This is a genomic window from Desulfobaculum sp., assembly GCF_054921475.1.
The window spans coordinates 1-6,597 of sequence record NZ_JBUDSW010000218.1 but is presented as its reverse complement, the minus strand read 5'-3'; the positions used below and the strand labels follow the sequence as shown (position 1 = coordinate 6,597).

The window sequence follows — 6,597 nt, the reverse complement described above, 5'->3', positions numbered from 1 at the left end:
ACCATGACGCGAATCTTGCCCATATCCCCTCTCCTCTCCGCCGCAGTCCGGCGCTAGTCGGTCTTGATATAGATGGTCGGCTCCACCTGCCGCACAGGCAGGTCCATGCCCGTTATACTCTCGGAGTGCCCAATAAACAGATGCCCGCCCACACGCAGTTGGCGGCACAGGCGGCCAAGGATCATCTCCTGCGTTGGGCGGTCAAAATAGATGATGACGTTGCGGCAGAACACCACGTCCTTTTGCTCATCCAGCCGGAAGTCCTCCATAAAGTTGAGGCGCTGGAAGGTCACGGACCGCCTGAGTTCCGGAACAATGCGTACGAGCCGCCGCGTGCGGTCCTTGCTGCGCATAAGGTATTTGGAGCGCATCCCCTTGGGCACGCCGCGGGCTTGGTCCTCGGTGTAGATGCCGCGGACGGCGGCGGCCAGCGCCTGCCCGGAGATATCCGTTGCCAAAATGGAGTGCCGGAAGCTGGGGCGATGGACGGTGAACTCCGCCATCACCATGGCGACGGTGTACGGCTCCGCGCCGATGGAGCACCCCGCGCTCCACACGGCAAAACGGCGGGCGTTGCCGTGCTCCGCATACCAATACGGCAGCGCGGATTGCAGCAGATAGTCAAAATGGCGGGCCTCGCGGAAAAAATCCGTGGTGTTGGTGGTGACGGCGTCGATAAGATGCGGCAGCTCCATCTCCATGCCGCGCTGGCTGAAGATAAAGGACGCATAGGTGGAATAGCTGTCGTAGCCAAGGGCGCGCAAACGCTTTTGCAGGCGCGCCTCCAGCATGGTCTTTTTGGACCGTTGCAGCTTGATGCCGCACGTTTCGTGGATGAACTCCGCAAAGCGCAGAAAATCCTTTTCCGACATGGTCTTCGGAACATTCACGTACGTGCTTCCTCCGCTCGAATCACTGCCCACCTGCACCTCCATCCGGCCTCATACGCGGTCCTTACAGGCACCACCGGGACATCCCATTCTAGCACATTGTGGCGATTAAAGCACAAGTCCGGCGTCAATCTCGCGCATGGTCTGCACGATGCCCTGCACATCAAGAATCAGGGCCATGCTCCCGTCCGCGCGCACGGTTGCGCCGGAAAAGGCGCGGACGTTGCGGTACACCTTGCCAAGGCTGCGGATGACGGTCTGGTGCTCGCCCACCACGCGGTCCACCACCAGCCCGATGCGGCGGTTTTCACTGCCCGCCACCACAATCTGCTCCACATCCGGCTTGTCACCATTGAGGCCAAACAGCTCGCGCAGGCGTACCCACGGAATAATCTCGCCGCGGATGTCCAGCACATTGGCTTCCTCGGGGTGAAACTCCAGGCACTCCTGCACGGCGGCAAGGGGAATGACGTAAAACTCGCCGCTCACCCGTACCTGAAGGCCCTCGATAATGGCGAGGGTCAGCGGAATGCGCAGGGCAAAGCTCGTCCCCTGACCGGGGGTGCTCTCCACATCCACCCGCCTACGCAAGGAGTCGATGCCCCGGCGCACCACATCCATGCCCACGCCGCGGCCGGAGAGGCTGGTCACCTCCTCCGTGGTGGAGAATCCGGCCTCGAAAATCAGCTGGAGCACTTCGGACGCCTTCACTTCGGCATCGGGACCGACGACGCCCAGCCTGCGGGCGCGTTCCAAAATCTTCTCAGGAGCCATGCCCCGGCCGTCGTCCTCCACGGTAATGCTCACCTCGCCGCCCGTGTGCGCCGCGCCAAGGCGGATGGTGCCCACCGGCGGCTTTCCCGCGGCCTCGCGCTCCTCCGGTGATTCGATGCCATGCCCCACACAGTTGCGGATAAGGTGCACCAGCGGGTCCGCGATGCGCTCGAACACCGTCTTGTCCACCTCCGTCTCCGCGCCAAAGGTTTCCAGCTCCACCTTTTTGCCCTGCTCAGCCGCCACATCATGCACAAGGCGCCGAAAGCGCGAGAACATCTGCCCAATGGGCAGCATCCGTACGGACATCGTGCGCTCGCGCAGGCGCGAGGACAGGCGCTCCAATTCCTCAGACAAGCGCGCCAAGTGGTGGCGGCTCCCGTCGGTGGCGGCCTGCGCTATCTGCGCCTGCACAATGGCCAATTCGCCAACAAGGGAGACCAAATCGTCCAGTTTGTCCGCCGGAACGCGGATGCTGGATTCCGCCTGCACCTTACGGCGGCGCGACTTCACCTTGCGCACGGCGCTCTGCTCCGCAAGGGCGGAGCGCACATCCTCCGGGGCCACCCGGCCCGACTGCGTCAGCAATTCGCCAAGGCGCTGGTGCTCCCCAAGGGCGACCTCCAAGTCATGCGGGGCAAGCTCACCGCGCCGCACAAGGATGTCCCCAAGGCGCGGCGCGGCGTCGTCGTCCCCATCGTCGTTCTCGCGCTCCAGCACCTCCACGTCCACCACGCCGTCGCCCTCCACAAAGATGAACACATCGTGGATGGCGTCCTCGCCCCGGTCCGTGGTGAGAAAAATATCCCACCGCACGTGGCAGACCTCGGGGTCCAGTTCAGACAGCGGCGGCACATCACCCATATGGGCGACGGCCTCATACTCGCCAAGCTCCTCCAACTCCCCAAACAGCCCGGCAAGGTCCAGCGAGGCAAACACCGAGGCAAGGGGCGCAAAACGGATACGGTAGGACGCCATCGCCCCCGCCCCTGCGGGCACGTCCAGAACATCCACAGGAATATCCGGCAACGCGGCAGACGCCGCCCCATCAACCACAGCGGCGGGCACACCGGCGCACTCCTCCATATCGCGCACAATGTCTTCGCCGTCTTCGGGCAGGGCGTCGTCCGGCTCGTCAAACAGGGCCAGCAGGTGGTCCCGCGCGGCAAGGGTGAGATTCATAAGGCGCGGGGTCACGGGCACCACGCCCTCGCGCACTTGGGCATAGATGCTCTCCACACTGTGGGCAAAGCCCGCAATGCCCTCATGCCCAAACATGGCGCCCACGCCCTTCACCGTGTGCAGGGCGCGGAAGATGCGGTCCACACAATCCCCGTCCGGGCAGCCCGCCTCCATTTCAAGGATGGCCACCTCCAACTCGGCGAGGTTTTCGTGCACCTCATCGCGCAGCATCTGCCGGGTTGCTTCATCAACCGCCATGGGTGCCTCCCGCTTCGGCGCCCCCGGTGCGCGGCAAAGTCAGCCCGCCACGTGCGCCGCCAAAGTCCAGCCCATCCGGCCCGGCAAAGCCGCACACACGTGCGAGACTGCGAACCGCCTCCGGAACCTTGGGGGCAAGCTCCACCACGGCCCCGCGCCCCTCGGCCTCGCGCCCAAGGGCGTGCAAAAACTGAAAGAACGCCGCATCCACACGCGTTACGCCGGACAGGTCCACCGTCAACTGTTGCGCGCCATCAAGTGCGCCGCAGACCGCCTCCCGGTGCTCTGCAAGGACATCAAAGGTCCATTCTCCTGTCATCGTAAGGATGGGACGGCCCTGCGTTGTCTGGATTGACACTTCCGCCATACGACCTCCCTTCAAGGAAGCAATAGAGAAAACCCTATTCCACCATCACTAGGACGAAAACGGGAATCAATCAAGACGGTATGTTGAAATACAGAGGGAAAAAGAAGACCGCCCCGGACGGAGCGGCCTTGGTATGCACGACAAAAACGATACAGGCGGATACAAAACACGGAACCAGCCCGGCAAAGCCGAGGTCACGCCCTCCACGCCTCAAAACAGCATAAGGACATGGACGTGATGGGACAACGCCGGAGCTCCCGATTGACGCCGCCCGCTAGATGCGTTTGCGGCCAAGATCGGTGTGGTGGGCCTCCTTGAAGCGGCCCAGCGCGTACATGCGCACCTTGTTGCTGCGGGGGAATTCCACACGCAGAATGCGCTTAATTTCCTTACGCAGGCCCTTGTAGGGCACCTCCACGTCATGCTGTTCAAAGCCATCCTCCAGCACGCGGTAGAGGTCATCCTCCAGCCGGACGAAAATGGCGGAGCGGTCGCGCTTGTAGGTGCGGATGTCAACGGCGTGACCAATCTCCAGCTTGCTCAGGCGCTCCAGAAGGGTCCTCAGTACGTTGGATTTTTCAATCATGTCGTCAGTCTCCTCGGGCCAAGGCAGTACAGGAAACTGCCGCCCCCCGCAACGGCAGCCCGCAGACGTCCCGCCCCACCAGCCGCCCATATCCCCAGAAACCACGTTTTCATCCCAAATCAAACTTTTTGCATACTTTACGCATTTTTTTCATCACCTGACGGCAAATCAAGCAGGCGCGCGCCCTCGCGGCTGTGCACTCTTTGCGCGGGCTAGGCCGTTGACAGTACAACCCATTGCCTACGCAAGCCCCGAAGAAACCTTACCCTGCGCGGTTTTTCATTTTATGCACTCCTACTGCACACGTCTTTCAGCATTTTCGCACGAAGTTGTCACTCTTTTTGAGTCGTGCTACGCATGCGGCACGTTTCCTCAATGAATCCGTACCGTAAGGAGGGGGGATATATGAAACGGTTCTTCACCATTTTGCTGGCCCTGTGTCAGCTGCTGGCGCTGTGCGTCGCCGCACAGGCGCAGGAGGCCACAGACGGCGCCGCACCGGAAAATGCCATCACGCTGGACGAGGTGCACGTCGTCGCCAATCCAATCATCCACGGCAACGAGGTGGACAACTACGGCGGCACCACCACCGTTGTGGGCGAGGAGCAAATCCGCGAGCTCAACGCCATGGACCTGTCCTCGGCCCTGCGCCGCAGCCCCGGCGTCACCATCACGCGCTATAATCCCGTTGGCGCGTTTGGCGGCGGCGAAGGTGGCGCGGTATTCATCCGCGGCATGGGCTCCAGCCGCCCCGGCAGTGAAATCAAAACCTTCATCGACGGCGTGCCCGTCTACATGGGGCTATGGAACCACCCCCTGCTGGACCTGCTGCCCCTTGACCCGGCAGCGCGCATCGAGGTGGTGAAAGGGCCCCAGCCCCACCGCTTTGGCGATGTCTTCTCCGCCATCAACATCATCCCAAAGACCGGACGCGGGCAAGAAACGCAAACCGCCGTGCAGGCCGCAGGCGGCAGCTACGGCACCTTTTCCCAGTCCGTCGAGCATCAGGCCGACAAAGGCGACTATGCCTACGCCCTCGGCGAGGGATTCCGCCGCTCCGACGGCCACCGCACGCACTCGGACGGCGCCACGGGCAGCCTGTACGGCTCCCTTGAAGCCTACCTGAATGACAACTGGGACATGCGCCTTTTCGCCCTTGCCGCCTCCAGCACGGCCAACGACCCCGGCGAAGAGGACTCGGACACCAACGCAGGCACCTACGATACCGGCCTGCGCCTGACCACCGTCACCCTCGCCAACACCTACGACAAGACCTACGGCGAGGTGAAACTCTTTGCCAACGCGGGTGAGGGCTACTGGTACGACCAAGCCAAGAATGACGACGACACCCTAAACGACTTCTGGTTCTGGGGCCTCAAGGCCAAGCAGACCCTCGTCCCCACGGACGGGCTGGAACTCACCGCAGGCATCGATCAGCACTGGTGGGACGGCAACGTCCGTTACACGTTTGACGACGCAACGCCCGACGATTCCGCAACGGTTCCCCAGTTCTCGCTGACCATGCCCTACATTGGCGCCAACTGGCTCATTGGCGACCGGTACGGCTGGCATGTCATCCCGTCGGCTGGCGTTCGCTTCTACTCCCACAACCGCTTTGACGACGCCGCCGCGCCGCATGCGGGTATTGTCGCGGGTTACGGCGATACGGAAATCCACGCTTCGGCGTCCAAGGGCGTGGTCTACCCGGGTCAGGAAGTTGTACTCCGCTCAAAGGATGACGCATGGAAAGACCTCTCGCCCGAGGAAGTCTGGCACGGTGAAATCGGCATCCGCCACACCTTTGCCGACATGGTCCGCGCGGACCTGACCTTCTTCAACGACGACGGACGCGACAGGTATGTCGTTATTAAGCGAGGTGTCTGGGACAACGTGGAGAGCTACCGCATTCAGGGCATTGAAGCCACGGTAACGGTCACCCCCACGGACACCTTGTCCATGTTCGCCAGCCTGACCACACAGGAATCCCACCCCGGAGACATGCCCTACGTGCCGAACACCTCGGCCAGCGCTGGCGTCAACTGGGACTTTGCCAAAAACTGGCGCATTGCCGTGGACGCGGAATACATCTCCGACATGTACGCCTTGAACCAATTCCGCGGAAAAGACGCGTCCAACACCGAGGAAGTGGACGAGCACACCCTGCTTAACGCCAAGCTCACCCGCAGTTTCGACATCCCCGCATGGGATGCCCGCGGCGAAGTCTTCCTCGCCATGGAAAATATCACGGACGAGGACTACGAGTACCGCCCGGATTACCGCATGCCGGGAATCAACGGCATGATTGGCGCGCGCATCACCTTCTAGCGCGTACTGCGGCGACGCCGTCCGCTCTTCTCCCCGCCTCCGCCGCCGGACAACCCGTGGCGGCGGGGTGCGTCCTCTCCCAATGGGGGACGGCTTGCCATACACGCCCCCCGGGCAAAGCCATCAAGCGGCTTTGCCCGGGGATAACCCTTTTTCAGGACGGGACACGCCATGGCCAGACGCCTCATCGCGTTTCTTGCGAGCTTTGCCCTCGT

5 protein-coding genes are annotated in these 6,597 nt (G+C 62.5%); 1 reads left to right on the top strand and 4 read right to left on the bottom strand.

Annotated elements, in window-relative coordinates:
• Window positions 1-53: 53 nt before the first annotated feature.
• The 4 genes from ACY69P_RS12990 to ACY69P_RS12975 form a co-directional block, all read right to left on the bottom strand.
• Window positions 54-872 (bottom strand): CheR family methyltransferase, encoded by an 819-nt coding sequence (locus tag ACY69P_RS12990; protein ID WP_462327778.1) that lies wholly within the window; start codon window positions 870-872, stop codon window positions 54-56.
• A 126-nt stretch (window positions 873-998) separates the two neighbouring features.
• Complete coding sequence (locus ACY69P_RS12985; protein ID WP_462327777.1) at window positions 999-3,104, bottom strand: chemotaxis protein CheA; 2,106 nt, start codon at window positions 3,102-3,104, stop codon at window positions 999-1,001.
• A complete protein-coding gene (locus ACY69P_RS12980) occupies window positions 3,094-3,471 on the bottom strand; it encodes an STAS domain-containing protein (protein ID WP_462327776.1) in 378 nt (125 codons plus the stop codon). The genes ACY69P_RS12985 and ACY69P_RS12980 overlap by 11 nt, the downstream gene beginning before the upstream one ends.
• A gap of 274 nt (window positions 3,472-3,745) precedes the next feature.
• Window positions 3,746-4,057 carry a hypothetical protein gene (locus ACY69P_RS12975; protein ID WP_404845491.1) on the bottom strand — a complete coding sequence of 104 codons (312 nt, stop codon included), beginning with the start codon at window positions 4,055-4,057 and terminating at the stop codon, window positions 3,746-3,748.
• Between the two features lie 405 nt (window positions 4,058-4,462).
• Between ACY69P_RS12975 and ACY69P_RS12970 the strand changes: the two genes are divergently transcribed.
• Complete coding sequence (locus ACY69P_RS12970) at window positions 4,463-6,382, top strand: TonB-dependent receptor (RefSeq protein WP_462327775.1); 1,920 nt, start codon at window positions 4,463-4,465, stop codon at window positions 6,380-6,382.
• Window positions 6,383-6,597: the final 215 nt, after the last annotated feature.

What these genes read in the sequence shown, in the direction of transcription:
- ACY69P_RS12985 (WP_462327777.1), bottom strand. Translation starts at nt 3,104, where the DNA reads ATGGCGGTTGATGAAGCAACCCGGCAGATGCTGCGCGATGAGGTGCAC.
- ACY69P_RS12970 (WP_462327775.1), top strand. Translation starts at nt 4,463, where the DNA reads ATGAAACGGTTCTTCACCATTTTGCTGGCCCTGTGTCAGCTGCTGGCG.
- ACY69P_RS12990 (WP_462327778.1), bottom strand. Translation starts at nt 872, where the DNA reads ATGTCGGAAAAGGATTTTCTGCGCTTTGCGGAGTTCATCCACGAAACG.
- ACY69P_RS12975 (WP_404845491.1), bottom strand. Translation starts at nt 4,057, where the DNA reads ATGATTGAAAAATCCAACGTACTGAGGACCCTTCTGGAGCGCCTGAGC.
- ACY69P_RS12980 (WP_462327776.1), bottom strand. Translation starts at nt 3,471, where the DNA reads ATGGCGGAAGTGTCAATCCAGACAACGCAGGGCCGTCCCATCCTTACG.